This window comes from Stenotrophomonas sp. 85239_Sma (assembly GCF_056481725.1).
Genome location: NZ_CM151163.1, coordinates 1,726,916 through 1,749,094, shown reverse-complemented (window position 1 = coordinate 1,749,094; position 22,179 = coordinate 1,726,916). Strand labels below are relative to the sequence as shown.

Here is a 22,179-nt window from a genome sequence, read left to right as displayed (position 1 = left end):
GGCCACTGAATCAAGAAGAGCAAAGGCAAGGGCAAAAGCATGGGTATCGAACAACATCAGGTGAAGGCGGCGGAGCTGTTGCGTGCGGCGGGCATCCTGCCGGTGGTGACGATTCATACGCTGGACCAGGCGCGTGCGGTCAGTGCGGCGCTGCTGGAAGGTGGCCTGCCGGCCATCGAGCTGACGCTGCGTACGCCGGTGGCGATGGAAGCGCTGGCGATGCTCAAGCGCGAGCTGCCGGATGTGGTGGTGGGCGCGGGCACGGTGCTGACCGTGGAGCAGATGCAGCAGTCCATCGATGCGGGTGCGGACTTCCTGGTGACTCCGGGTACGCCGCCGGCGCTGGCCGATGCGCTGGCCGCCGCCCCGCTGCCCGTGGTGCCGGGCGCGGCCACGCCGACCGAGCTGCTGTCGCTGTATGCGCGCGGCTTCCGCGTCTGCAAGCTGTTCCCGGCCACGGCCGTGGGTGGCCTGGCGATGATCAAGGGACTGGCCGGCCCGATCGCCGACCTCAAGCTGTGCCCGACCGGCGGCATCACCGAAAACACCGCCGCCGAGTACCTCGAGCAGAAGAACGTGGTCTGCATCGGCGGTTCGTGGATGGTGCCGGGCAACTGGATCGCCAACGGCGAATGGGACAAGGTGCGCGCCAGCGCCGCCGACGCCGCCAAGATCATCAAGCGCGTGCGCGGCCACTGAGCCGATGCAGGTGTAGAGCCGAGCCCATGCTCGGCTCCGCGACACGGGGTCAGAGCCCTTTCCCGCAGGGAAAGGGATCCGATCCCAGGCTATGAGCGCGCACAGCGCGCGACCCGCTCCTGCTCTTCCTTCTTCATTCCGCGGTGGACGCACGGAACCTGTCCGTGGCCCTGCGGAGGGATTGCGCAGGGGCGTAAGCGCCATGGATGGCGCGCCCGAGCCTCCAGGGATGGATTCACGGCGTCCCCTGCGCAATCCCTCCGCAGGGCCAACCCCACGAATCCTGCCGCACACCGCGGGGGGCTCAGCCGTTGGCCGAACCCCTTACAGCGGCCGCGCCGGATCCACCAGTCCGTACTGGCTGGCCATGCGTGCCAGCGCGATGTTGTCGTGGATCCCCATCTTCTCGAACAGCCGCGCCTTGTGCGTGTTCACCGTCTTCGCGCTCAGGCTCAGGCGCCGGGCGATGTCCTCCTGGCGCAGGCCCTGGGTCAGCAGCAACGCCACTTCCAGCTCGCGCGGCGACAGGCTGTCGAACGGCGAACCGTTGCCTTCCACCGTCGACAAGGCCAGGTTCTGCGCGATGCTGGTGCCCAGGTAGCGCCGGCCCATGGCCACGTCGCGCACCGCGCGCAGCAGCTCCTGTGCATCACAGCCCTTGCCGATGTAGCCGGCAGCCCCCGCTTCAAGCAACCGCTTCGGCAGCGGCCCGTCTTCCAACACCGACACGATCACCACGCGGGTGTTGCGGTGACTGCGGACGATGCGCTCGGTCACTTCCATGCCGCTCACGCCGGGCAGGTGCAGGTCGCACAGCACCACGTCCGGCAGCAGCTGGCGGACGTCGCGCAGCGCATCTTCGCCGGTCTCGGCTTCGCCCACCACCTCGATGTCGGTCTCCCCCGACAGGATCATCTTCATCCCCGTGCGGACCAGTGCGTGGTCATCCACCAGGTAGACTCGAATCGTCATTCACGTACCTCTTCGAATGCGGCCATTGCAGGTCAAGCTAGGCAGGGCGCCGGTACCCCTGCAAGCGCGTTCGAGATGCGACGCAGGCATTCTGCCTTGCGCATCACAGTACCGCGCGTTGTGCTTGCCCCCTGTCTTGCAGAACCTGCTGCAACGAAACAACTGAACTATTACGTAGACGCCCCGGAGGGGTCATCCACGTCAATCCCCCTGTGATGATGCTTCGCTGGCCGTCGCTGGCGGCGAATCATGACGTCGCCAAGGATGCCGGCGACTGAACATGACCAGATAGCACCCTACCACCCAAACCAGCGCGGCACACCATCCGGCCAGGATGTCGGAGGGATAATGCACGCCCAGATAGACCCGTGAGACGCTGACCAGCAGGCTGAACGAGGGCGCCAGCAGCAGCACCGGCCAGCGCCAGCGGGTGTTCCAGGCCAGCAGGACCAGGGTCACGGCCAGGGTCATCGAACCCATCGCGTGGCCGCTGGGAAAGCTGAACGTCGACTCCGGCGCGATCGACTCCCACAGGCTGGGGCGCTGGCGCTGGAAGAACTGCTTGCTGCCCATGTTCAGCAACGCCGAGCCGACGAAGCTGACCGCCACGAACGTGGCCTCGCGCCAACGCCGGTAGCCCAGCAGCACGCCAATGATCAGCACATCGGCCGGAATCAGGAACCATTCGTAGCCCAGTTTGGAAATGAGCACGAAGAAGCGGTCCAACAGGGGCGAATGCAGGCCATGCATCTGCCACAGCAGCGGCGCATCGAAATGGAACGATTCAAACTCGTGCACCTCGTCGGCCAGGGCGACGAAACCGGCCAACGGCAGCAGCACGCCACCGAACAGCAGCACCAGGCGCCAGGCATTGAGGGCCATCCAGTGGCGGAAACCGGAAGCGGACTCCGGCGCAGCGAGGATCGCGGGCTTATCCGGCGCTTCGGACATATTTGTGTTCGACGTAATCGTCGATCAGGGCGACGAACTCCTGGGCGATGTTCTCGCCACGCAGGGTCACCTTCTTCTCGCCATCGACGAACACGGGCGCAGCCGGGGTTTCGCCGGTGCCCGGCAACGAAATACCGATGTTGGCGTGCCGCGACTCACCCGGCCCGTTGACGATGCAGCCCATCACCGCCAGGGTCATGTTTTCCGCACCCGGGTGGTGGATCTTCCACAGCGGCATCTTCTCGCGCACGTGGTTCTGCACCACCTTGGCCAGTTCCTGGAAGAACTCGGAGGTAGTGCGGCCGCACCCCGGACAGGCCGTGACCAGCGGCGTGAAGGCGCGCTGGCCGGTGGTCTGCAGCAGTTCCTGGGCGACGATCACTTCCTGCGTGCGCGACTGGCCCGGTTCCGGGGTCAGCGAGATGCGGATGGTGTCACCGATGCCTTCCTGCAGCAGCACGCTCAGTGCTGCCGACGAGGCAACGATGCCCTTGCTGCCGATACCGGCCTCGGTCAGGCCCAGGTGCAGGGCAAAGTCGGAACGCTGGGCCAGGTCACGGTACACCGCGATCAGCTCCTGCACGCCACTGACCTTGGCCGACAGCACGATACGATCACGCGGCAGGCCGAGCTCCACCGCCTGCTCGGCCGAATCCAGCGCCGAGCGGATCAGCGCCTCGCGCAGCACGCGACCGGCATCCCAGGGCTGCTCGCGCAGGTTGTTCTCGTCCATCAGCTTCGCTGCCAGGGCCTGGTCCAGTGAACCCCAGTTGGCACCGATGCGCACCGGCTTGTTGTAGCGGATCGCGAACTCGATCAACTGGGCGAACTGCAGGTCCTTCTTCTTGCCGAAACCGACGTTGCCCGGGTTGATGCGGTACTTGGCCAGCGCCTCGGCACACGCCGGTTCGGCGGTCAGCAGCTGGTGGCCGTTGTAATGGAAGTCGCCGATCAGCGGCACGTCGATGCCCATCATCGCCAGCTTGTCGACGATGCGCGGGATCGCTGCAGCGGCTTCCACGGTGTTGACGGTCAAGCGCACCATTTCCGAACCGGCCCGCCACAGCTCGGCCACCTGCTTCACGCTGGAGGCCACGTCGGACGTGTCGGTGTTGGTCATCGACTGCACCACCACCGGCTTGCCTCCGCCTACGGTGACCCCGCCGATCTGCACGGCATGGGTCTGGCGGCGGGGCCAGGAGGTGGCATCGGAGGGAGGAGTCGGGCGGGTGACGGCGTCGTGCATGGGCGCATTCTACCGCCCGCCCCCGCATTCCGGGTGACTCGCATTCAGCCGGCGGCACGGCTGCGGCCGATTGTCGCAGGCACACCCGCCCGTGAACGCATACGATGAGCGTGAATGACCGGTCCCGACGCCCCGTTTCTCCGTACCCTGTGCAGCCTGCGCTGGCTTGCCGTAGGCGGCCAGGCCGCCACCATCCTGGTTGCCACCTGGGTGCTGGGCCTGCCGTTGCCGCAGCTGCCGCTATGGGCCGGCGTGGCGGTGCTGGCCCTGTTCAACATCTATACCCAGTTGCGTCCGGAAGCGGCCGACACCGCGCCGCTGACCGCGTTCGGCCACATCCTGGTGGACGTGATCATCCTGACCTGGATGGTCGGCTGGAGCGGCGGCATGGCCAACCCGTTCAGCTCGCTGTTCCTGATCCTGATCGCGCTGGCCGCGTTCGCCCTGCCCCTGCGCTGGGCGCTGGCGGTCGCGCTGGCCTGCCTGCTCGGCTACGCCGCCAGCGGCATCTTCGGGCAGCCACTGCCGGACGGCTATTTCCGCGCGCGGGACCTCAACCGCTGGGGTGTGGTCGCCAACTTCCTGATTTCCGCTGCGGTCGTACTGGCCTTCTCCACCCGGCTGGCGCTTGCCCTGCGCGAGCGCGAACTGGAACTGTCGGCACTGCGCGAGCGCTTCGCCCGCAACGAGGGCATCGTCGCGCTGGCTACCCATGCTGCCTCGGTGGCGCATGAACTGAACACACCGCTGGCGACCATGACCCTGCTGGCCGACGATGTGGCCGAGCGCAGCGAAGAGCCGGAGGTGCGCGAGGACATGGAAACCCTGCGCGAGCTGCTGGTGCAGTGCCGCGAGCGTGTGCTGGCGCTGGCCGCACCGGCCTCGGCCGACTCCCCGGGGCGCAGCCACTCCAGCGCCCAGCAGGTACTGGAGCAATGGCGATTGGTGCGGCCGACCATCGACCTGCATCGCAACGACGATGCACCGTTGCGGCTGCCACTGGACCCGGGCGTGGGCCATCTGCTGATGGTCCTGCTCAACAATGCCGCCGATGCCGGCGAACAGGCCGGCCGGCCGCGCGTGGACCTGGACCTGCGCATCGAAGGCGACGACCTGATCGGCGAAGTCCGCGACTACGGCCACGGCTTCGACGCCCGTGCCGCGGTGCTGCCGGGCAGGCTGTTCGGCAGCAGCAAGAGCGAGGGCATGGGCGTCGGCCTGGCCCTGTCCCATGCCACCATCGAACGCCTCGACGGCGAGATGTGGATGCGCCCGGCCCAAGGGGCCGGCAGCCGCGTCGGCTTCCGCCTGCCGCTGGCCCCACGCGAGGACACCCCATGAGCCTTCACCACTCCACCCTGGGCCTGCTGGTCGACGACGACGAGCTGTACCTGCGCACCCTGCAACGCAGCCTGGCCCGCAAGGGGCTTGAAACGCAGACCGCACAGGATGCCGCCAGCGCACTGGCACTGGCCCGGCAGCATCCGCCGGCCTTCGCGCTGATCGACCTGAAACTGGGCAGCGATTCCGGCCTGGCCCTGATCCAGCCGTTGCGCGCGCTGCGCGCGGACATGCGCATCCTGCTGGTGACCGGATACGCCAGCATCGCCACCGCAGTGGAGGCGATCAAGCTCGGGGCCGACGACTACCTGCCCAAGCCAGCTACCGTGCCGATGATCCTGCGCGCACTGGGCGAAGAGGATGACGGCCCGGCAGAAGATAGTGAAATGGAAGTACCCGATGCGATGACGCCGATCAGCCGCCTGCAGTGGGAACACATCCAGCAGGCGATGCACGAGACCGGCGGCAATGTCTCGGCGGCGGCGCGCCTGCTCGGCATGCACCGACGTTCGCTGCAACGCAAGCTGGCCAAGCGGCCGAGCCCGGAGCGCGACCCGAGCCGGTGACGCGGTAGTGCCGGCCGCTGGCCGGCACCAGAACCTCAGCCCTTCAGCTGCGCCAGGATCTCGCGGGTCATCGGATCTGCAATCGCCACATCCTCGCCCTGCAGCGCCGGCAGCAGGCCACTGGCCAGCTGCTTGCCGAGCTCGACACCGAACTGGTCGAACGCGTTGATGTTCCAGATCACCGACTGCACGTACACGGCGTGTTCGTACATGGCGATCAGCGCACCCAGCGCCTGCGGGGTCAGCGCGTCGAGCAGGATCAGCGTGCTCGGGCGGCCGCCGGGGTAATCACGGTGCGGATCATCGCTGCTCTGGCCATTGGCCAGCGCCTCGGTCTGCGCCAGCAGGTTGGCCAGCAGCGCCTGGTGATTGACGGTGTAGGGATCGTCGTTGTGCACGCAGCCGATGAAGTCGGCCGGAACGATGCTGGTGCCCTGGTGCAGCGCCTGGAAGAAGCTGTGCTGCACGTCGGTGCCCGCCCCGCCCCACCACACCGGCACGGTGTCGGTGGTGACCGGCTGGCCATCGCGCTGCACGCGCTTGCCCAGGCTCTCCATCACCAGCTGCTGCAGGTAGGCCGGCAGCAGCGCCAGGCGCTGGTCGTAGGTCATCACCGCGTGCGTGGCATGGCCCAGCAGGTTGCGGTTCCAGATGTCGGTCAGGCCATGCAGTACCGGCAGGTTGCGCTCCAGCGGCGCATCCAGCGCGTGCGCATCCATCTGCGCCGCGCCTTCCAGCAGTTGTTCAAAATGCTCGAAGCCGATCGCCAGCGCGATCGGGAAACCGACCGCCGACCACAACGAATAACGACCGCCGACCCAGTCCCACATCGGCAGTACGCGATCGGCGGCAATCGCGAAGGCCTTGCCGGCGCGTTCCGGATTGGCACTGACCGCGTACAGGCGCTCGCTGCCGCCCAGCCAATCGTGCAGGATCTGGCCGTTGAGCAGGGTTTCCTGGGTACCGAAGGTCTTGGAAATCAGGATACCGGCCGTCTTCGTCGGATCCAGCGTGGCCAGCGTGCGCTGCATGGCGGCGCCGTCCACGTTCGACACGAAATGCACGCGCAGGCGTGCACCGGTGACCGGACGCAGCGCATCGGCGACCAGGCGCGGGCCGAGGTCGGAACCACCGATGCCGACGCTGACCACATCGGTCACGCCACTGTCTTCCAGCGCGCGCACCAGCACGCCCATGCGCTGGCGGATTTCGCGCGCGGTTGCATAGGCCTCGGCCGCCACCGGTGCGTCCACCACGTCGCCACGCAGCGCGGTATGCAGCGCGGCGCGGCCTTCGGTCAGATTGACCTGCTCGCCGCGGAACAGGCGCATGATCGCACCGCCGACGTCACGCTCGGCAGCCAGCGCCAGCAACGCCTGCAACGCCGCGGCATCGTATTTCTGCCGGGCGAAATTGACATACAACGGACCGACCCGCAGCGCCAGGCCTTGGACGCGGCCGGGTTCGGCGGCGAGCAGGCTGGGAATGCTTGCGCCCTTCAGGCGCTGGGCGTGGGAATGCAGCGAGTCGAATCCGTTGTTCGTTGTCATGCGGCCTGGGTCGGGATCGTGTCGTTGGTGTGGGTGATCTGGTTGTTGCCATCAACGTACACCAGCTTCGGCTTGAAGCTGTCAGCTTCCTGCTCGGTCATGCTGGCGAACGCGGCGATGATGATGATGTCACCGACCTGCACGTGGCGCGCGGCGCCACCGTTGAGCGAGACAACACCGCTGCCGGCTTCGGCGCGGATGGCGTAGGTCGAGAATCGCGCACCGTTGGTCACGTCCCAGATGTGCACCTGCTCGAACTCGCGGATGCCGGTGGCAGCCAGCAGGTTGTCATCGATGGCGATCGAGCCTTCGTAGTTCAGCTCGGAATGGGTGACGGTGGCGCGGTGGATCTTGGTCTTGAGCAGGGACAGGTGCATGGGGGCGCTGCAACGGCAAAGGAAAGAGCGGATTCTAGCACCCGCTTGGCCGTCATCAGGGGGCTGCAGCAGGACGCTGAAGGCCGTTCAGGCGCGTGCGCCCGGCAGCACCGGCGGCGCTGGGCCAGCGGTACCTGCCAACGACAGGCGGAACACCGCATGGAACGCCCAGCCGGCCACCGCACCGAAACCGCCTGCGGCCAGCACTGACAGGCCGTAGCTGATCACATCGAAAGTGTCGACGTAGCGCAGGCGCTGCAGCAGCGGGCCGCCGTCGTCACCCGGCCAGGTGCAGGCCGCCATGGCCAGCCCGCCCAGGCCGAACCCACAAGGACGAAACCGACCCGGCGCAGGCGCTGCTGAGACTGCAGGATCAGCGCCATCGGCAACAGCACGGCAATGGCATTGCAGACCGACGCCTGGGCAAGGCGGGCGGCGTCAGTGGCGGAGGGCACCATGTCCAGTCTCCCGTCCGTGGGATGGTGAGAGGCGCCCATTGCGGGCGCCCCGGAGCCGCATGCGGCTCAGAACTCCAGGTTGTCGATCAGGCGGGTGGTGCCCAGGCGCGCGGCAATCAGCGCCACGCGGCCACCGCCGTCGAAGGTCGGCTCGGCCAGTTCCGGCGTGCGCAGCACGGCATAGTCGACCTGGAAACCAGCGGCCTGCAGCGCAGCGGTGGCATCGGCCTCGATGCGCTCGCGCGCCTGCCCGGCGACGTAGCCCTCGCGCATGCCCAGCAGCGTGCGGTGGATGGTGGTCGCGACCGGGCGCTGTTCGGCGCTCAGGTACTGGTTGCGCGAACTCTTGGCCAGGCCATCCTCGTCCCGCACGATCTCCGCACCGACGATCTGGATCGGGAACGACAGCTCGGCCACCATCTGCTTGATCACGGCAAGCTGCTGGTAGTCCTTGCGGCCGAATACGGCCACGTCCGGCTGCACCTGCAGGAACAGGCGCGCCACCACCGTGCACACGCCATCGAAGTGACCCGGACGGCTGGCGCCTTCCAGCACTTCACTGACACCCGGCGCGTGCATGCGCGTGGTCCTGTCCACGCCCAGCGGATACATCGCCTCCACGCTGGGCAGCCACACGGCATCGCAGCCGACCTGCTCCAGCCCGGCCACGTCGGCCTCGGGCGTACGCGGGTAGCGGCTGAAATCCTCGTTGGGGCCGAACTGGGTGGGGTTGACGAAGATGCTCGCCACCACCTTGTCGGCGTACTGGCGGGCCAGGGTCACCAGCGAATGGTGACCCCCATGCAGGTTGCCCATGGTCGGCACCAGCGCCACGCGCAGGCCCTCGCGCTTCCACTGGGCGATCTGCTCGCGCAGTGCGCCGAGCTCGTTGAAGGTCTGGATCATTGGGCGTAGGCGTGCTGTTCGTCGGGGAAGCTGCCGTCGCGCACCGCGTCGGCATAGGCGCGGGTGGCACCGGCCACCGAACCGCCTTCGGCAAGGAAATCCTTGACGAACTTGGGACGGCGATGGCCGCTGTCCAGGCCCAGGAAATCATGCAGCACCAGCACCTGGCCATCGCACTGCGGGCCGGCACCGATGCCGATGGTCGGCACATCGACCGCGGCGGTCACTTCGGCGGCGACCGGGGTCGGCACGCATTCGAGCACCATGATGCTGGCGCCGGCGGCGGCCACGGCCCTGGCGTCCACCACCAGCTGGCGCGCGGCATCGCCACGGCCCTGGATCTTGAAGCCCCCCAGGCGCAGCACCGATTGCGGGGTCAGGCCCAGATGCGCGCAGACAGGAATCTCGCGCTCGACCAGGTAGCGGATGATGTCGACCTTGAAGCCGGCACCTTCGATCTTGACCATCTCGGCACCGGCCTGCAGCAGCTGCAGCGAGGCATCCAGCGCGCGCTCCGGGGTGGCATCGGCGCCGAACGGCAGGTCGGCCACCAGCAGCGCACGCTGCAGCACGCGGGCCACGGCGCGGGTGTGGTAGACCATGTCGGCCACGGTCACCGGCAGGGTCGAATCATGGCCCTGCACCACCATGCCCAGCGAATCGCCGATCAGGATCAGGTCGACGCCGTTGGCATCGAAGGTGCGGGCGAAGCCGGCGTCGTAGGCGGTCAACATGACCAGCTTCTGGCCATTGCGCTTGGCCTCGGCCAGGGCGGGAACGGTCCAGGGCTTGCTGTCTGCGTGGGTGCTCATGTGCTGATAACCGGGGGAGATAACCCGGGCATTATCACCCTATCGGCGCGATCCCGCAGGCATCGACCCGCATCACTGCATCCTGCACGCGTCCATGGCCAGGAATTGTCAGTTCCGGCGCGATTTCAGCCAGCGGCACCAGCACGAAGGCACGCTCGTGCAGGTACGGATGCGGCACCCGCAGCCCGGGCTGGTCAAGTTCCTGCGTGCCATACAGCAACAGGTCCAGGTCCAGCGCGCGCGGGCCCCAGTGCACCGCCGGATCGCGCACGCGGCCGAAGCGCTGCTCCAGCGCCAGCATGGCCTGCAACAGCTCATCGGCCTGCAAGGTGGTTTCGACCGATGCCACCGCGTTGACGAACGGCGGCTGGTCTTCATTGCCCCAGGCCGGCGTGGCATACAGGCGCGACGCCTGGTGCAGACGGGTCGAAGGCAGGCCGTCGAGCGCGGCAATCGCCGCGCCGACGGTGGCGGCCGCGTCGCCGAGGTTGGCGCCGAGGCCGATCCAGGCAAGGGTCATTGCTTACTCGCCCGTTGCACCGGCCGGGGCACCCGGGCGACGGCGGCGGCGGCGGCGCTTGCGCGGTGCCCCGCTCTCGTCTTCGCCATCTTCGCCGTGCATCGCATCCAGCGACGACTCCAGCTCGCGACCGGACTGTGCCTGCGCTTCGCGCCAGAACTCGACATCGGCGGCGTGTTCGGACGAGGCCACCTGGCGCAGGCTGAGGAAATCGAACGCGGCGCGGAAGCGCGGATGGGTCAGGGTGCGGAACACGCGCTTGCGCTGGCGCGAACTGAAGCGCGACTGCAGCAGCCAGATTTCCTGCATCGGCAGCGAGAAGCGGCGCGGCAGCGCGATGGTGCTGAGCTGCTGCACGGTGACGCGGTCGGCGGCGCGGCGCTGCGCTTCTTCCGGTGCCACGCCCTGCTTGAGCAGGGTCGCCTGAGCGCGGCAGAACGCCGGCCACAGCAGCAGCGCGAACAGGAACGCCGGCGAGACCGGTTCGTCGTTGGCCACCCGCGCATCGGTATTGGCCAGGCCCTCGACCAGCATGCGGCGCAACGCGCCGGTGCGGTTGGCCTTCAGCGCCCTGGCACTTTCCGGGAACAGGACGTCGAGCAGGCCGTAGCGCTCCAGGCCTTCGAAGCTGGCCACGCCGTGCCCGGACAGGAACAGCTTGAGCACTTCCTCGAACAGGCGTGCCGGCGCAGCTTCGTTGAGCAGGCCGGCCAGATGCGGGATCGGCGCGGCGGTGCCCTCTTCGATCTGGAAGCCAAGCTTGGCCGCCAGGCGCACCGCACGCAGCATGCGCACCGGATCCTCGCGGTAACGCTGCTCGGGATCACCGATCAGCTTCATCAGGCGCGCCTGCACGTCCTCGAAGCCACCGGTGTAGTCGCGCACCGAGAAGTCCTCGATGGCGTAGTACAGGGCGTTGCAGGTGAAGTCGCGGCGGATGGCGTCGTCTTCGATGGTGCCGTACACGTTGTCGCGCACGAGCATGCCGTTTTCCATCTCGCGGTCGCCGCTGCCGTCATCGCTGTTGGCACGGAAGGTGGCGACTTCGATGACCTCGCGGCCGAAGACAACGTGGGCGAGGCGGAACCGGCGGCCGATCAGGCGGCAGTTGCGGAACAGCTGCTTGACCTGCTCGGGCGTGGCGTCGGTGGCCACGTCGAAATCCTTGGGTTGGCCATTGACCAGCAGATCACGCACCGCGCCGCCGACAAGGTAGGCGCCGAAGCCGGCATCGCGCAGGCGATAAAGCACGCGCAGGGCGTTAGGGCTGATGTCCTTGCGGGAGATCGTGTGCTGGTCGCGCGGGATGACGCGCAGGCTGAACGGTGATGTAGCAGAGGAAATGATGTTGGCGCTTCCGGTTGAAGTTTCGGGATTGCCCAATGGCATCGAGGTGCATATACTAGCGCTCCTGCCTCGGCAGCGACACAGTTACGCTCCCTTCGTCTAGTGGTTAGGACGTGGCCCTCTCAAGGCTAAAACAGGGGTTCGAGTCCCCTAGGGAGCGCCAGTCGCCGCAGCAGGAACCGAAAAAGCCCGCCTTGTGCGGGCTTTTCTGTTTTCCGGGGTTTGCATTGGCATCGGTCGGCCTGGTCGCAGCAGCGCCTTCCTGTTCCTGCGTGGGAGGGGGCGGGCCACCCTGGCCTGGGCACGCAAAAGCCCATCCATGGTGCTCCATGGCGCCATCCTTGGCGCCGTAAGCCCCCATGGATGGGCTTACGGCGTGTCCTGGATCGGCTGGCCCGCCGCCTCCCCACGAAGAAAGGAGGCGCAGACACACAGGCCGGCGGTCAGCCTTCCATCTGCTCCAGCTCCTTGCCCTTGGTCTCGCGTACGTAGCGCACCACGAAGAAGATCGAGAGGATCGCCGCGACCGTGTAGATGCCATAGGCGCCCGCCAGGCCGATGCCGGCCAGCAGCATCGGGAAGGTCACGGTGATCGCGAAGTTCGACGTCCACTGCGCCGCACCCGCCACCGCCAGCGCCGGGCCACGGATCTGGTTGGGGAACATCTCGCCCAGCATGACCCACATCACCGGGCCCCAGGACATGTTGAAGAACACCACGTAGACGTTGGCCGCGACCAGCGCCAACCGCCCCATGCCATCGGACAGCTGCAGGCGGCCGTCGGCCAGGCTGCCACTGGCAAAGGCGACCACCATCAGCACCAGCGCCACCGACATGCCGACTGAGCCGACCCACAGCAGCGGCTTGCGCCCGATGCGATCGATCAACAGTACGGTCAGCAGGCAGGCGCCGATGCTCAGCGCGCCGGACAGCACATTGATCAGCAGCGCGTCGCCTTCAGAGAAGCCCACCGCCTGCCACAGCACCGCGCCGTAGTAGAACACCACGTTGATGCCGACCAGCTGCTGGAACATGGCCAGGCCGATGCCCACCCACAGGATCGGGCGCAGCCTGCCGCTGACCGTGTCGCGCAGATCACTGAAGCGCGGCTTGTGCTGGTCCCGGGCCAGGCTGGCTTCGATTTCGGCCTGCTTGGCCGTCGCTGCGGCCTCGCCGTACAGCCGCACCAGCACCGCCCTCGCCTGCCCCTGCCGTCCCTTCAACACCAGGAAACGCGGGCTTTCCGGGATCACCAGCAACAAGAGCAGGAACAGCGCCGACGGCAGCGCCTGCATCCAGAACATCCAGCGCCAGGCCTCATGGCCCAGCCATAGCGGCTCGGTAGACGCCCCGGCGGCACGGGCCAGCAGGTAATTGCTGAGGAAGGCGGCGAACAGGCCGCAGATGATCGCCATCTGCTGCACTGTGGCCAGCCGTCCGCGATACCGCGCCGAGGCAACTTCGGCGATGTAGGCCGGCGACATCACACTGGCCGCACCCACCGCGAAGCCGCCGAGCACGCGTGCGGCGATGAACAGCCACGAGGCGTGAGCGGCACCGGCGCCCAGCGCCGAGACCAGGAACATCAATGCCGAAGCGATCAGCACACCGCGACGGCCCAGGCGATCGCCCAGCCAGCCGGCGAGGAAGGCACCGATCGCGCAGCCCAGCAGCATCGACGCGACTTCAAAACCGAGCGCTGCCTCGCTGGAGTTGAACGCCTGGCGCAGGCCATCGACCGTGCCATTGATGACACCACTGTCGAAGCCGAACAGGAATCCACCAAGGGTGGCCACACAGCTGACCAGAACAATGAACACCGTGTTTTCACCGCCGCGAGAGACGGTACCGGGCTGGGCTTGGGACATGGATGATCCTGCTGGGAAGGGAGCCCGGCCATCAGGACCGGTTACCCCGCAGCGTCGCACAGGCCCTGCCGTGCCGCCAATGACGGCACGGCCGCGCCTGCCAGACGCCCGATTTCCGCCCCGCGCCGACACCGGGGGCCAACCTGTTCTAGAATTGGCGGGTTCAGGAATCGATCCACCCCCAGCCCATGCCCTTTGTCGTCACCGAAAACTGCATCAAGTGCAAACACACCGATTGCGTGGAAGTGTGCCCCGTGGATTGCTTCCACGAAGGCCCGAACTTCCTGGTGATCGACCCGGATGAGTGCATCGACTGCACCCTCTGCGAGCCGGAGTGCCCGGTCAATGCGATCTTCCCGGAGGACGATGTGCCCGCCGGCCAGGAAGGCTTCGTCGCCCTCAATGCCGAGCTGGCGAAGGAATGGCCGGTGCTGACCGTGCGCAAGGACCCACCCGCCGACGCCGGCGAATGGGACGGCAAGCCGGACAAGCTGAAGCTGCTGGAGCGCTGAGAAGCGTCTGGAGTGGCAACGGAAAAGGGCGCCATCGGCGCCCTTTCCTGTTTTCGGCAGGTGCCAACCTTGGTTGGCACAGAAGCGCCGACCAGGGTCGGCCTCTACCCGACCGGCCCTTACTGGGCCAGCTTCGCCTTCAGCGCGGCGATCAGCTTCACCGGCGCTTCGGCGGTGGCCGGCAGGCCACGCGGGTCGACCGCAGAGATGTAGGCACCGGCATCAACAGCGACCACGCGAACCAGGAAGTTGCTGCCTTCGTAGGCCACATCGTACGAGCCCAGCAGCTGAGCACGACTGGCGATGGTCACGCCCGCGATGCCTTCCAGCGCGGTACCCACCTTGGCAAAGGCTTCATCCTTGCCACCGGCAATGGTGAAACCGGTGTTGCCCGCCGCCGGCGCTGCGGCAACCGGGGCTGCCGGCTTGGTGGCCGAAGCCAGTGTCGGCACCTTGTTGTCGGTGGTGGCGTTGGGCAGGTTCAGGTCCGGCGGCACTTCCAGCGGACGCATTTCCGGGGCCAGAGCGTAGTCGCCCTTGACGCCGCGCTTGAAGCAGCCGGTGGTACCGGCGGCGACGGCCACGGCAAGCAGGGCGCAGGACAGCACGCGGACGGTGGAAACGGATTGACGCATGTGAATCTCCTGGGTCAGACCAAGACGGAAGGTCAGTGGCTGGAAAGGGCTTCGAGGGCGGCGATGTCGCCGGCAAGATGGTCGGCCGCCGGATGATGTGCCGCCGACAGCGGCAGCAGCGGCAGGCGCAGGTCATGACCGATGCCGATGCGGCGCAGCAGCGCCTTGACCGGGATCGGGTTGGGTTCGACGCCACAGAAATCATGGAACGGATGCAGGCGCGCATCCCACGACTCGGTGGCTTCGTGGTCCTGCGCGGCGGCCAGTTCGCACATCCGGCGATAGGCGCCTGGAAGAACGTTGGAACCGACCGAGATCAGGCCATCGATACCGGCCCGGATCGAACGCGCCGCGGTGCCGTCGTCACCACTGAGCACCGCGAACTGCGGGCTGCGCAGCGCCAGCAGTGCCTGCACCCGGCCGGTGTCGCCCACCGCTTCCTTGATGCCGACGATGTTGGGATGGCTGGCCAGCTCGGCCACGGTCTCCGGCTGCATGTCGCAGCCGGTGCGGCCGGGCACGTTGTACAGCACGACCGGCAGCCCGCCCTGGTCGGCAACCGCGCGGTAGTGCGCGATCAGGCCGGTCTGGGTCGGCCGCACGTACGGCGGAGTGACCACCAACGCGTGGCTGGCGCCAAGGACAGCGGCACGACGGGTCTGTTCGATGGTCTTGGCAGTACCGGACAGGCCGGTGCCGGCCATGACCGGAATGCGGCCGCCGATGCGTTCGACCGCGCTGGCCAGCAGCAGGTCGTACTCGGCATCGGTCAGGGTCGCCGCTTCGCCGGTCGAGCCAGCCACGACAACGCCATGGACGCCACCCTCCAGTTGCAGGTGCAGCAGGCGCTGCCAACCATCGGGATCGAGGGCGCCGTCGGCCCGGAACGGGGTCGCCAGCGCGGTGATGAGGCCGGAAAGGGACAAGGACGTGCTGCTCTTGGCTGGGAAGGGAAACGCCCGCCACGAAAGGCTGGGGGCGACCTGAATGTTACTTGCGGCGCGAAAGCACGGGCAAGTATGCTGGACACCGGTGGATCCCCGCCTCTGGCGGGCATTCAGACTAACGCATGCATTACCCGGAATCGCCTTGACCGACACCACCCCGCGCCCCGCGCCGAGCGAAAACCACCTCCTGATCAACGCCTATACGACGCATCCGGAGTCCCCCCTGCTGTCCGTCACCCGCCGCATCGCCGACAGCGGTTGCAACCTGGTGGACGCACGCCTGGCCACGGTCGGCCGCGATGTCTCGGTCACCGCCCTGGCCACCGGCTCCTGGGACTCCGTGGCCAAGCTCGAGGCGATGCTGACCCGGCTGGAACGCGAGGAAGGCCTGAAGCTGGTCTGGTACCGCACTGCCGCCAAGCAGGCGCAGTCCAACCTGCTGCCGTACATCGTTGAAGTGATCGCCGCCGACAAGCCGGGCATCCTGTTCCAGCTGGCCGATTTCTTCGACCGCCAGGGCATCACCATCGAGAACCTGCAGAGCACGCGCTACCGCGCCATGCAGACCGGTGCGGAGATGTTCAGTGCACAGGTCACCATCGGCGTGCCGGCCAACATGCACATCGCCGCGCTGCGCGACGATTTCCTTGAGTTCTGCGACCACCTGAACCTGGACGCGATCATGGACCCGATGAAGTTCTGAATGAATTACTGATTTTTCGCGCGCCTCTCACGGGCGCGTGGCGTTTCATGCAATTGTCTTGGAAAGAACCCAGGCTCGACAGAAGGACCTCATGAACAACGGCGATACCCTGGACAGCACCACCCTTTCCCTGCCACTGGCGCTGTCCGGTGGCGACCAGGCCACTCTCGGCGACTACGCCGGCCACTGGCTGGTGCTGTACTTCTACCCCAAGGACAGCACCCCGGGCTGCACCACCGAGGGCATCGACTTCAACGCGCTGCTGCCGAAGTTCAAGAAGGCCGGCGCGGTCGTGCTGGGCGTCTCGCGCGATTCGGTGAAGTCGCACGACAACTTCTGCGCCAAGCAGGGCTTCAGCTTCCCGCTGGTCAGCGATGGCGACGAAGCGCTGTGCACCGCCTTCGACGTGATCAAGATGAAGAACATGTACGGCAAGCAGGTACGTGGCATCGAACGCAGCACCTTCCTGATTTCCCCCGACAGCCGCATCGTGCAGTCCTGGCGCAAGGTCAGGGTCGCCGGCCATGCCGATGCCGTTCTCGCCGAACTGAAGGCCTCCCAGTCCAAGTGAGTCCCACTGCCTACTGTGTCTGCCATCACCCTGCCCCGCAGCAGGCCGTGGTGGTTTTTCCCTGTCCGTAACCAGGAATCGACGATGACCCGAGGCAAGCGCATCTACGTGCTGGATACCAACGTGCTGATGCACGATCCCACCGCGCTGTTCAAATTCGAGGAGCACGACGTTTACCTGCCCATGCAGGTGATCGAGGAGCTGGACAACGGCAAGAAGGGCACCTCCGAAGCGAGCCGCAACGCCCGCCAGGTGAGCCGCTTCCTCAACGAGCTGGTGCAGGCCTCCGGCCTGGACAACCTTGCCGACGGCATTCCGCTGCAGCGCCCCAATGGGCTGCAGCTGCGCGGCAAGCAGAGCGCCGGCAAGCTGCGCTTCCAGACCAGCCATTTCGACGCCGGCAAGAGCTTCGGCAAGGTGATCCCGGACAACGCCATCCTTGGCGCGATCCTGGCGCTGAAGGAAGAAACCCCGGACCTGCCGGTGGTGTTCGTTTCCAAGGACATCAACCTGCGGATCAAGGCCGCCATCGCCGGCATCGTGTCCGAGGACTACGAGAACGACCGCGCGCTGGACGATTTCAGCCTGCTCTACACCGGTGCCACCGAGCTGCCGGAAGACTTCTGGAAGCGCCACGGCGATGACCTGCGCAGCTGGAGCGACAAGGGCCGCAGCCATTACGAGATCCAGGCGCAGGACGGTGAGGAGTGGTACCCGAACCAGTACGTGTACCTGCCCGGCGAAGATGAAGTCGAGCTGCGCGTCAGCCGTGTGGTCGGCGACGGCAAGGTGGTGCTGTCGCTGGTTGATGATTTCCGCCATGGCAGCCACGCCGTGTGGGGCATCAGTGCACGCAACCGCGAGCAGAACTTCGCGCTCAACGCGCTGATGGATCCGGAGATCGACTTCGTGACCCTGCTGGGTACCGCCGGTACCGGCAAGACCCTGCTGGCGCTGGCCGCCGGCCTGGCGCAGACGATGGACCAGCAGCGCTACCGCGAAATCATCATGACCCGCGCCACGGTCAGCGTCGGCGAGGACATCGGTTTCCTGCCCGGCACCGAAGAAGAGAAGATGACGCCGTGGATGGGCGCATTGACCGACAACCTGGAGGTGCTCACGCACAATCAGGAAGGCGGCACGTGGGGGCGCCAGGCTACCAACGACCTGCTTGCCAGCCGCATCAAGATCCGTTCGATGAACTTCATGCGTGGCCGCACGTTCCTGTCGCGCTACCTGATCCTGGACGAGGCACAGAACCTCACCCCGAAGCAGATGAAGACGCTGATCACCCGTGCCGGCCCAGGCACCAAGATCGTGTGCCTGGGCAACGTCGAGCAGATCGACACCCCCTACCTGACCGAGACCACCTCGGGCCTGACCTACGCGGTGGATCGCTTCAAGAACTGGCCGCATAGTGCGCATATCACCCTGCGCCGTGGCGAACGCTCGCGCCTGGCCGATTACGCTTCGGAGGTGTTGTGAACCGCTGCACCCGCCTGCTGCTGCCCACGGCTGCGATCGCGCTCGCAGCCGCCCTGGGTGCCTGCACCACCACGCGCGGCCCGGCCAGCGTGCCGACCGCCGAGCGTACCGGCCAGTCCTGGGTGGTCACCCGCCCGATCATCGCCGCGCAGGTGCTCGACACCTGCTCGCGACCCAGCCCCGGCCGCGAGGCCGGGCGGGTCAGCGGCTACTGGGCGCCCAGCCGGCAGCAGGTCGACCAGCTGGAAGCGAAACTGTCTTCGCTGGAAGCCCAGGTGCCGAAGGTGCTCGACTTTGACCGCCAGTACGTCGGTATCGAAAGCGCCGGCCAGCGGCTGATCTACATCAACGCCTTCCATCTACCCGACGACAGCGGCATCAATCCAGCACGGGAAGCGATCCGCGTCTGCGATGGCGGCACGCAGTTCTGGGGCGCGGTGTTCGACCCGGCCAGCAACACCTTCAGCGAGCTGCAGTTCAACGGCGGCTTCGGCGGGCCCTGAGGGGCCCCGCCGATGGGAATACGCCTGCCCACCTGGGTCTGGATCGGCGCGGTCGCGCTCTCGTGCGTGGCCGGCATGGTCAACGTGGTCGGCTTCCTCGGTTTCGAGCACCAGGCGGTCAGCCACATGACCGGCAGTACCAGCCAGCTCGGCATGGCACTGGCGCAGGGGGACTGGCGCGCGGTCGGCCACCTGTGGGGCCTGCTGATCGCGTTCTCGCTGGGCGCGATGCTCAGCGGCCTGCTGATCCAGGACAGCACCCTGCAGCTGGGCCGCCGCTACGGCGTGGCGCTGGCGCTGGAATCGGCATTGTTGCTGGTGGCCATTCCGCTGTTCGAACGGCACCAGATCTGGGGCGCACTGGCCGCCGCCATGGCCTGCGGCCTGCAGAATGCGATGGCCACCACCTTCAGCGGCGCGGTGGTGCGCACCACCCACCTCAGCGGCATGTTCACCGATCTCGGCATCGGCCTGGGCCACCTGCTGCGCGGACTGCCGCTGCAGGTCCGACGACTGACCCTCAGCGGCCTGATCATCAGCGGCTTCCTCGCCGGCGGCATGATCGGTGCCTGGCTGTTCATGCGCTGGCAGTACGACGCCCTGCTCGCCCCGGCCCTGCTGACCGGCCTGACCGGGCTGGGCTATGTGCTGTACCAGCAATGGGCGCGTTGGCGGCATTGAATCAAGGACATCCACGCATGGCGTGGATCTACCTTCCCCAGCGGGACCACGGCACAATCGCTGGATGAGCCCGACCACTCCCGTCTCCGCCCTCACCATCGCCGGCTCCGACTCCGGCGGCGGCGCAGGCATCCAGGCCGACCTGAAGGCGTTTGCAGCACATCGCGTGCACGGCCTCTCCGCGATCGCCGCGCTGACTGCACAGAACACCCGAGGCGTCATCGCAGTGCATGTGCCGCCGATCGATTTCCTGCGCGCGCAACTGGACGCCTGCTTCGACGACTTCGACATCCACGCGGTGAAGCTCGGCATGCTGGCCAACGCCGAGGTGATCAACACCGTCGCCGACGTCCTGGAGCGCCATCGTCCGCCGCACGTGGTACTGGACCCGGTGATGGTCGCCACCAGCGGCGCACGCCTGCTGGAAGACAGCGCCCTGCAGGCGATGCGCGAGCGCCTGATCCCGCTGGCCACGCTGATCACCCCGAACACGCCGGAAGCAGAGCTGCTGGTTGGACGGAAGATCGGCAACGGCGATGACGCGGAGCGCGCCGCTTCCGCCCTGCTCGACCTGGGCGCCGGTGCGGTGCTGCTGAAAGGTGGCCATCTGCAGGAAGGCAACCGTGTGATCGACCGCTACTTCGACGGCGTCAGCAGCGAAGAATTCATCCACGCCCGCCTGCCACTGGATGCACATGGCACCGGCTGCACGCTGGCCTCGGCCATCGCCGCGCAGCTGTGCAACGGCCTGAGCCTGGCCAACGCCTGCGAAGCCGGCATCGACCATGTTGCACGCGGCCTGCAGCAGGGCTATGCCCCCGGCCGCAGCGAGGTGCTGGTGCTCGATCACTTCGGCGCGGCACCGCACGCATGAGCCTGGCACCGACCCTCCTTGCCGTGCAGTGCGACGATGGCCATCGCTACGAAGTGATCGCGTGCGTGCCTGCACAGCCCATCGCGCGCCTGCTGTGGCTGCCGGCGCTGGGCGTGGCCGCGCGCCACTACCTGCCGCTGGCGCTGGCGCTGGCGGCGAAAGGCGTGGCGGTGTACCTGCATGAGTGGCGGGGCAATGGCAGCAGCTCGCTACGCCCATCGCGCATGCAGGACTGGGGCTATCGCGAAGTACTCGAACAGGATCTGCCGGCCAGCCAGGCGGTCCTTGCCGCGGCGGATGATGAGGCGGGCGCCCTGCCCTGGATCATCGGTGGCCACAGCCTCGGCGGTCAGCTGGCCTGCGTGCATGCCGGCCGCAATGCGCAGCATTTCAACCGGCTGTGGCTGGCGGCCAGCGGCTCACCGTTCTGGCGCGGCTTCCCGCCACCGCGCGGCTGGCTGCTGCCGCTGGTCTACCGCTTCCTGCCGTGGATCGCGCAGCGCCAGGGCGTGCTGCATGGTCGGCGCCTCGGCTTCGGTGGCACCGAAGCGCGCGGACTGATCGCCGACTGGGCGCGCGTGGGCCTGAACAACCACTACGCCGCAGTCGGAATGGACGAAGACCTCGATGCGCAGATGGCGCGCGTGCATGGCAGCGCGCAGGCGGTGCTGATGGAGCACGACTGGTTGGCACCGACCGGATCGATGCAGACGTTGCTGGCGAAGCTGCCGAATGTGGACGCGCAGCTGCGCGTGCTGTCCGCGCAGGAACTGCGCACGCGCGCGGATCATTTCGCCTGGCTGAAGGCCCCGGACGCCGTGGCTGACAGTTTTTTCATTCAGTTGGATGAAAATTTTCACAAAACTGTTGACGATGCGCGCCGACATCCGCATAATTCCGCTCCTGTCGCAGGGCGCCCGTAGCTCAGTTGGATAGAGTACCTGGCTACGAACCAGGCGGTCGGGAGTTCGAATCTCTCCGGGCGCACCACTCGACAGGTTTCCAGCATCCGCCGCTGGGAATGCAGTAAAATTTGGCAACACGTTGATTGTGTACCGCGCGCCCGTAGCTCAGTTGGATAGAGTACCTGGCTACGAACCAGGCGGTCGGGAGTTCGAATCTCTCCGGGCGCACCATACACAGTCAGCACAACAAGTTTATGTAATTGGCGCCCGTAGCTCAGTTGGATAGAGTACCTGGCTACGAACCAGGCGGTCGGGAGTTCGAATCTCTCCGGGCGCACCATTACACCGAAACAGCAGGCCTCGACCTGCTGTTTTTTTTTGTGTTTTTCGGCAGGGCTGCGCCCTGCACCTCCAGATGCTTCAAGCCAAGGCAACGGCAACAGCAAAAGCTGGCATTCCGTGGGTTGGTGGGGGCGGTGTCGGAGTGCGGGGACGCCGCAAGTACGTCCCTGTAGGCTTGGCAGCCGCTTGCTCGTGTGCGCAGTCCTGCGCACACGGCAAGACCGGGGTTGGGCGTCCTGCCCAACCCGCCCAAGGCATGCCTCCGGCCCATGCGGCTGACACCCCGCACTCCGACACCGCCCCACCCCTGACAGATTCCCGCGATCTGATGGATCCACGCCATGCGTGGATGAATCTCCATCGAGTTCGAGTATTTCGATAATTGATCGAAGAGAAGAGCATCCACGC

At 66.9% G+C, this 22,179-nt stretch carries 24 protein-coding genes and 4 tRNA genes; 15 read left to right on the top strand and 13 right to left on the bottom strand.

The window, feature by feature from the left end:
* Positions 1-39 precede the first annotated feature (39 nt).
* Complete coding sequence (locus ACYKG1_RS08290; RefSeq protein ID WP_262227035.1) at positions 40-699, top strand: bifunctional 4-hydroxy-2-oxoglutarate aldolase/2-dehydro-3-deoxy-phosphogluconate aldolase; 660 nt, start codon at positions 40-42, stop codon at positions 697-699.
* A 324-nt stretch (positions 700-1,023) separates the two neighbouring features.
* Here ACYKG1_RS08290 and ACYKG1_RS08285 read toward each other — a convergent pair whose 3' ends face one another.
* The 3 genes from ACYKG1_RS08285 to ispG all read right to left on the bottom strand — a co-directional run bounded on the left by ACYKG1_RS08285 (position 1,024) and on the right by ispG (position 3,868).
* Positions 1,024-1,671 (bottom strand): response regulator, encoded by a 648-nt coding sequence (locus tag ACYKG1_RS08285; protein WP_005416124.1) that lies wholly within the window; start codon positions 1,669-1,671, stop codon positions 1,024-1,026.
* 201 nt (positions 1,672-1,872) lie between these two features.
* Positions 1,873-2,622, bottom strand: coding sequence for a phosphatase PAP2 family protein (locus tag ACYKG1_RS08280; RefSeq protein ID WP_100471956.1), 750 nt, complete (start codon positions 2,620-2,622; stop codon positions 1,873-1,875).
* Positions 2,603-3,868, bottom strand: coding sequence for a flavodoxin-dependent (E)-4-hydroxy-3-methylbut-2-enyl-diphosphate synthase (gene ispG, locus ACYKG1_RS08275; RefSeq protein WP_087922229.1), 1,266 nt, complete (start codon positions 3,866-3,868; stop codon positions 2,603-2,605). Before ispG ends, ACYKG1_RS08280 begins: the two co-directional genes overlap by 20 nt.
* Positions 3,869-3,982: 114 nt before the next feature.
* Here ispG and ACYKG1_RS08270 point away from each other — a divergent pair, with 114 nt between their 5' ends.
* Positions 3,983-5,209 carry an ATP-binding protein gene (locus ACYKG1_RS08270; RefSeq protein ID WP_478472355.1) on the top strand — a complete coding sequence of 409 codons (1,227 nt, stop codon included), beginning with the start codon at positions 3,983-3,985 and terminating at the stop codon, positions 5,207-5,209.
* Entirely contained in the window at positions 5,206-5,775 is a 570-nt protein-coding gene (locus ACYKG1_RS08265; RefSeq protein ID WP_478472353.1) for a response regulator transcription factor, read from the top strand. The genes ACYKG1_RS08270 and ACYKG1_RS08265 overlap by 4 nt, the downstream gene beginning before the upstream one ends.
* 35 nt (positions 5,776-5,810) lie before the next feature.
* Here the strand turns inward: ACYKG1_RS08265 and pgi are convergent, their stop codons facing one another.
* From pgi to pcnB, 7 genes are all read right to left on the bottom strand, one after another.
* The gene (gene pgi, locus ACYKG1_RS08260; RefSeq protein ID WP_478472352.1) at positions 5,811-7,325 is read right to left on the bottom strand and encodes a glucose-6-phosphate isomerase; all 1,515 of its coding nucleotides are present in this window, start codon (positions 7,323-7,325) and stop codon (positions 5,811-5,813) included.
* Complete coding sequence (gene panD, locus ACYKG1_RS08255; RefSeq protein WP_006432456.1) at positions 7,322-7,702, bottom strand: aspartate 1-decarboxylase; 381 nt, start codon at positions 7,700-7,702, stop codon at positions 7,322-7,324. Before panD ends, pgi begins: the two co-directional genes overlap by 4 nt.
* A gap of 87 nt (positions 7,703-7,789) precedes the next feature.
* Positions 7,790-8,005: a hypothetical protein gene (locus ACYKG1_RS08250; protein ID WP_478472350.1), complete on the bottom strand. Its 216-nt coding sequence runs from the start codon at positions 8,003-8,005 to the stop codon at positions 7,790-7,792.
* A 221-nt stretch (positions 8,006-8,226) separates the two neighbouring features.
* A complete protein-coding gene (gene panC / locus ACYKG1_RS08245; protein ID WP_087922225.1) occupies positions 8,227-9,066 on the bottom strand; it encodes a pantoate--beta-alanine ligase in 840 nt (279 codons plus the stop codon).
* Complete coding sequence (gene panB / locus ACYKG1_RS08240) at positions 9,063-9,878, bottom strand: 3-methyl-2-oxobutanoate hydroxymethyltransferase (protein WP_478472348.1); 816 nt, start codon at positions 9,876-9,878, stop codon at positions 9,063-9,065. Before panB ends, panC begins: the two co-directional genes overlap by 4 nt.
* A 34-nt stretch (positions 9,879-9,912) precedes the next feature.
* On the bottom strand, positions 9,913-10,398 hold the full coding sequence (gene folK, locus ACYKG1_RS08235) for a 2-amino-4-hydroxy-6-hydroxymethyldihydropteridine diphosphokinase (protein WP_100471950.1): 486 nt from the start codon (positions 10,396-10,398) through the stop codon (positions 9,913-9,915).
* Between the two features lie 3 nt (positions 10,399-10,401).
* Positions 10,402-11,781: a polynucleotide adenylyltransferase PcnB gene (gene pcnB, locus ACYKG1_RS08230; protein WP_262083952.1), complete on the bottom strand. Its 1,380-nt coding sequence runs from the start codon at positions 11,779-11,781 to the stop codon at positions 10,402-10,404.
* 52 nt (positions 11,782-11,833) lie between these two features.
* Between pcnB and ACYKG1_RS08225 the strand changes: the two genes are divergently transcribed.
* Positions 11,834-11,908 (top strand) — tRNA-Glu (locus ACYKG1_RS08225).
* Positions 11,909-12,188: 280 nt separating this feature from the next.
* On the opposite strand, the gene ACYKG1_RS08220 is transcribed toward ACYKG1_RS08225, so the two are convergent.
* A complete protein-coding gene (locus tag ACYKG1_RS08220) occupies positions 12,189-13,613 on the bottom strand; it encodes a sugar porter family MFS transporter (RefSeq protein ID WP_100471948.1) in 1,425 nt (474 codons plus the stop codon).
* Between the two features lie 188 nt (positions 13,614-13,801).
* Between ACYKG1_RS08220 and fdxA the strand changes: the two genes are divergently transcribed.
* Positions 13,802-14,125: a ferredoxin FdxA gene (gene fdxA, locus ACYKG1_RS08215; protein WP_005409054.1), complete on the top strand. Its 324-nt coding sequence runs from the start codon at positions 13,802-13,804 to the stop codon at positions 14,123-14,125.
* A gap of 119 nt (positions 14,126-14,244) precedes the next feature.
* Here fdxA and ACYKG1_RS08210 read toward each other — a convergent pair whose 3' ends face one another.
* Both ACYKG1_RS08210 and dapA read right to left on the bottom strand, forming a co-directional pair.
* Positions 14,245-14,760 (bottom strand): hypothetical protein, encoded by a 516-nt coding sequence (locus tag ACYKG1_RS08210; RefSeq protein WP_100471947.1) that lies wholly within the window; start codon positions 14,758-14,760, stop codon positions 14,245-14,247.
* Positions 14,761-14,792: 32 nt separating this feature from the next.
* Positions 14,793-15,686, bottom strand: coding sequence for a 4-hydroxy-tetrahydrodipicolinate synthase (gene dapA / locus ACYKG1_RS08205; RefSeq protein WP_478472346.1), 894 nt, complete (start codon positions 15,684-15,686; stop codon positions 14,793-14,795).
* 163 nt (positions 15,687-15,849) lie between these two features.
* Here dapA and ACYKG1_RS08200 point away from each other — a divergent pair, with 163 nt between their 5' ends.
* From ACYKG1_RS08200 to ACYKG1_RS08155, 10 genes are all read left to right on the top strand, one after another.
* Positions 15,850-16,410, top strand: a complete 561-nt coding sequence (locus tag ACYKG1_RS08200) for a glycine cleavage system transcriptional repressor (protein WP_005409051.1) — start codon at positions 15,850-15,852, stop codon at positions 16,408-16,410.
* 91 nt (positions 16,411-16,501) lie between these two features.
* Complete coding sequence (locus ACYKG1_RS08195; RefSeq protein WP_262227042.1) at positions 16,502-16,981, top strand: peroxiredoxin; 480 nt, start codon at positions 16,502-16,504, stop codon at positions 16,979-16,981.
* 84 nt (positions 16,982-17,065) lie between these two features.
* Positions 17,066-18,466: a PhoH family protein gene (locus tag ACYKG1_RS08190; protein WP_005416112.1), complete on the top strand. Its 1,401-nt coding sequence runs from the start codon at positions 17,066-17,068 to the stop codon at positions 18,464-18,466.
* On the top strand, positions 18,463-18,969 hold the full coding sequence (locus ACYKG1_RS08185; RefSeq protein WP_075674768.1) for a hypothetical protein: 507 nt from the start codon (positions 18,463-18,465) through the stop codon (positions 18,967-18,969). Before ACYKG1_RS08190 ends, ACYKG1_RS08185 begins: the two co-directional genes overlap by 4 nt.
* A 12-nt stretch (positions 18,970-18,981) precedes the next feature.
* Positions 18,982-19,650, top strand: a complete 669-nt coding sequence (locus ACYKG1_RS08180; protein ID WP_049447181.1) for a YoaK family protein — start codon at positions 18,982-18,984, stop codon at positions 19,648-19,650.
* Positions 19,651-19,714: 64 nt separating this feature from the next.
* Positions 19,715-20,524 (top strand): bifunctional hydroxymethylpyrimidine kinase/phosphomethylpyrimidine kinase, encoded by an 810-nt coding sequence (gene thiD, locus ACYKG1_RS08175; protein WP_478472344.1) that lies wholly within the window; start codon positions 19,715-19,717, stop codon positions 20,522-20,524.
* A complete protein-coding gene (locus tag ACYKG1_RS08170; RefSeq protein WP_478472343.1) occupies positions 20,521-21,447 on the top strand; it encodes an alpha/beta hydrolase family protein in 927 nt (308 codons plus the stop codon). Before thiD ends, ACYKG1_RS08170 begins: the two co-directional genes overlap by 4 nt.
* A tRNA-Arg gene (locus ACYKG1_RS08165) sits at positions 21,438-21,514 on the top strand. The genes ACYKG1_RS08170 and ACYKG1_RS08165 overlap by 10 nt, the downstream gene beginning before the upstream one ends.
* A gap of 69 nt (positions 21,515-21,583) precedes the next feature.
* Positions 21,584-21,660: transfer RNA gene (locus tag ACYKG1_RS08160), tRNA-Arg, on the top strand.
* A gap of 32 nt (positions 21,661-21,692) precedes the next feature.
* Positions 21,693-21,769, top strand: a tRNA-Arg gene (locus ACYKG1_RS08155).
* The last annotated feature ends 410 nt before the right edge of the window (positions 21,770-22,179 follow it).

What these genes read in the sequence shown, in the direction of transcription:
- panB (WP_478472348.1), bottom strand. Translation starts at nt 9,878, where the DNA reads ATGAGCACCCACGCAGACAGCAAGCCCTGGACCGTTCCCGCCCTGGCC.
- ACYKG1_RS08210 (WP_100471947.1), bottom strand. Translation starts at nt 14,760, where the DNA reads ATGCGTCAATCCGTTTCCACCGTCCGCGTGCTGTCCTGCGCCCTGCTT.
- panC (WP_087922225.1), bottom strand. Translation starts at nt 9,066, where the DNA reads ATGATCCAGACCTTCAACGAGCTCGGCGCACTGCGCGAGCAGATCGCC.
- panD (WP_006432456.1), bottom strand. Translation starts at nt 7,702, where the DNA reads ATGCACCTGTCCCTGCTCAAGACCAAGATCCACCGCGCCACCGTCACC.
- ACYKG1_RS08265 (WP_478472353.1), top strand. Translation starts at nt 5,206, where the DNA reads ATGAGCCTTCACCACTCCACCCTGGGCCTGCTGGTCGACGACGACGAG.
- ACYKG1_RS08170 (WP_478472343.1), top strand. Translation starts at nt 20,521, where the DNA reads ATGAGCCTGGCACCGACCCTCCTTGCCGTGCAGTGCGACGATGGCCAT.
- ACYKG1_RS08285 (WP_005416124.1), bottom strand. Translation starts at nt 1,671, where the DNA reads ATGACGATTCGAGTCTACCTGGTGGATGACCACGCACTGGTCCGCACG.
- pgi (WP_478472352.1), bottom strand. Translation starts at nt 7,325, where the DNA reads ATGACAACGAACAACGGATTCGACTCGCTGCATTCCCACGCCCAGCGC.
- ACYKG1_RS08290 (WP_262227035.1), top strand. Translation starts at nt 40, where the DNA reads ATGGGTATCGAACAACATCAGGTGAAGGCGGCGGAGCTGTTGCGTGCG.
- ACYKG1_RS08220 (WP_100471948.1), bottom strand. Translation starts at nt 13,613, where the DNA reads ATGTCCCAAGCCCAGCCCGGTACCGTCTCTCGCGGCGGTGAAAACACG.
- ACYKG1_RS08250 (WP_478472350.1), bottom strand. Translation starts at nt 8,005, where the DNA reads ATGGCGGCCTGCACCTGGCCGGGTGACGACGGCGGCCCGCTGCTGCAG.
- fdxA (WP_005409054.1), top strand. Translation starts at nt 13,802, where the DNA reads ATGCCCTTTGTCGTCACCGAAAACTGCATCAAGTGCAAACACACCGAT.
- thiD (WP_478472344.1), top strand. Translation starts at nt 19,715, where the DNA reads ATGAGCCCGACCACTCCCGTCTCCGCCCTCACCATCGCCGGCTCCGAC.
- folK (WP_100471950.1), bottom strand. Translation starts at nt 10,398, where the DNA reads ATGACCCTTGCCTGGATCGGCCTCGGCGCCAACCTCGGCGACGCGGCC.
- ACYKG1_RS08180 (WP_049447181.1), top strand. Translation starts at nt 18,982, where the DNA reads ATGGGAATACGCCTGCCCACCTGGGTCTGGATCGGCGCGGTCGCGCTC.
- ACYKG1_RS08280 (WP_100471956.1), bottom strand. Translation starts at nt 2,622, where the DNA reads ATGTCCGAAGCGCCGGATAAGCCCGCGATCCTCGCTGCGCCGGAGTCC.
- ACYKG1_RS08190 (WP_005416112.1), top strand. Translation starts at nt 17,066, where the DNA reads ATGACCCGAGGCAAGCGCATCTACGTGCTGGATACCAACGTGCTGATG.
- ispG (WP_087922229.1), bottom strand. Translation starts at nt 3,868, where the DNA reads ATGCACGACGCCGTCACCCGCCCGACTCCTCCCTCCGATGCCACCTCC.
- ACYKG1_RS08195 (WP_262227042.1), top strand. Translation starts at nt 16,502, where the DNA reads ATGAACAACGGCGATACCCTGGACAGCACCACCCTTTCCCTGCCACTG.
- ACYKG1_RS08270 (WP_478472355.1), top strand. Translation starts at nt 3,983, where the DNA reads ATGACCGGTCCCGACGCCCCGTTTCTCCGTACCCTGTGCAGCCTGCGC.